Annotated in this window: 2 protein-coding genes; both read right to left on the reverse strand. The window is 72.3% G+C overall.

The window, feature by feature from the left end; genetic code table 11:
• Window positions 1-47 precede the first annotated feature (47 nt).
• Window positions 48-1,091, reverse strand: a complete 1,044-nt coding sequence (locus FNH08_RS49185; RefSeq protein ID WP_322726648.1) for a cupredoxin domain-containing protein — start codon at window positions 1,089-1,091, stop codon at window positions 48-50.
• Between the two features lie 27 nt (window positions 1,092-1,118).
• The coding region (locus FNH08_RS49190; RefSeq protein ID WP_228034848.1) for a copper resistance D family protein at window positions 1,119-2,156 on the reverse strand (1,038 nt) is incomplete at its 5' end.

The raw sequence follows: 2,156 nt of genomic DNA on the forward strand, positions 1-2,156 counted from the left end.
GACTGAGCCTCGGCCGGACCGGCGTCCACCCCCGTCACAGGGGTGCGTCAGCAGCTGTCGGTGAGGAAGTCCTCGGTGGGGGCGAGCAGTTGCCCGGCCCAGACCGTGTGCATCTTCACGTAGCTGTCGGGGTTCAGCAGATCGCTGACCTGCTGCCCGGGCGACTCCTCCAGGTGCGCCTTGTTGATGTGGTTCAGCAGTGTGCTGAGCGTGTCGTCGGCGATCGTCCCGCCGCCCTCGACGGCCGGTGTGAGGATGGTCTCGATCCACACCGTGTGCATCTTCACGTACGAGTCGAGCGCCAGCGCGTCCTGCACCTGCTGCCCGGGCGACCGCTCCAGGTGCGCGGTGTTGAGGTGCTGCAGGATCGGCAGCAGGACGTCCTTGACGCTTGAGCACTGCTCGTCGTCACCGGAGCCACCACCGCTCGTGCCGCCGGAGGTGCCACCGGACGTACCGCCGGTCGAGCCGCCCGAGCCACCGCCGGACGTACCACCCGAGGTACCACCCGTCGAACCCCCGGTGGACCCGCCGGAGGAACCACCACTGGTCCCACCACTGGTCCCACCGCTGCTTCCGCCACTGGACCCGCCCGTCGACCCGCTGTCGTCGTCGACGACCTTCACGGACCCGACCATGTCCGGGTGCACGGCGCAGTAGTACTCGTACGTCCCGGCCTTGGTGAAGGTGTACGACCAGGAGTCGCCCTGCTCCAGCGTGCCGGAGTCGAAGTCCGCCGGGCCCTTGGTCGTGGTGACCGTGTGCGGCGCGCTGTCGTGGTTGGTCCACTGCACCGTCTCGCCCACCTTGACGACGAGCTGCTTGCCGTCGCCGAACTTGTAGTTCATGATGTCGACCTGGTGGTCCGGCGCGGCAGCCGCGGCGGGCTGCGCCTCGGCGGCGGCGGGCGCCTGAGCCGCGCCCGCCGTCCGCTGCGAGCCGCTCGCCGACGTACCCGAGGCCGCCTGCAGCAGCCCCAGGCTGAGCACGGCCGCCAGGGCCGCGCCGACCCCGGCCAGCAGCAGGGCCCGGTTCCCGGCGGGCGGCCTGCGCCGCCGCTCCCGCTCACCGTTCTCGTTGGTGCGTTTCACAACAACTCCTTCTTCTCTCTGGGGAGTTCACCGGCCGGGATCGGCGGTGACGAGCAGACTCGTCACGGCCAGCACGACGAGGACGAGCCCCGTCTCGGCCGCGACCGAGTAACCGAAGGGCCGCACGGAGGCGGCGTCGCCGCGCAGCAGTACGGCGAGATCGAGACGGCTGCGCACCCACTGCCGGCTGAACCAGGCCGCCACCATCACCACGGCGAGGACCCCGGTCTTCAGCAACAGCAGATGCCCGTACGAGGTGTGCAGCAGGGCGTCGTACGACCCCACGAGCTGCCAGGCGAGCACCAGCCCGGCCACCGCCGCGGCCAGCACGCTCGCCGCGGCGAGCCGCGAGTACCCCGGCACCACGGCGGCCAGCTCACCGGGCTCGCGACGCGGCAGCACGGCCACCACGAGCATCACGAGCCCACCGACCCACAGCGAGGCGCCCAGCAGATGCACCAGATCGGCGACGGCCCCCCACGTGGGCTCGCTGCCCTCGGAGTTGTGGCCCGCCATACCGGTCGTCCGCAGCAGCCCGAGCACCACGGCGAGGGCGCCCACACGCCACCCGGGCGAGCGCGCCGTACGCCCGCCGCCCTGCAACAGCCCGGCCAGCACCACGGCCGCGAGCACCCACAGCAGCCCACGGGCGGCGAGCACGATCCCGGGCCCGGTGGCGAGGACGTCGGCGTACGTCGCCGCCCGCACGACATCCCGCAGCCCTCCGAACGCCACGTACGCGCCCTGAAGGCCCAGCCCGGCGACAGTCGACACGAGCCCTCCGACCCACGCCGACGCGAGCAGCACCCGGGCCCGCCGCTCCCGCGCGCCCCGAGGCCACAGCAGCGCGACGAAACCGAGTCCGCCGACGAAGAGTGCCAGCGACACGTACCCGACCCACCGAGCGGCGACGAGGCCCTTGCGCACCGCAGGCGAGGGGGACGGCGCGGCGGCGGCATCGCGGTCCTGGTGGACGCCCTCCTTCGTCCCGATCCCGAAGGAGATCAGCCCGGAGGAGGCATGCCCGTCCTCCTCGTCGACGACGGACCAGGTGACGGTGAACTC

Origin of the sequence: Streptomyces spongiae, from assembly GCF_009377185.1 — a bacterium.
GTDB classification, from domain to species: domain Bacteria; phylum Actinomycetota; class Actinomycetes; order Streptomycetales; family Streptomycetaceae; genus Streptomyces; species Streptomyces spongiae.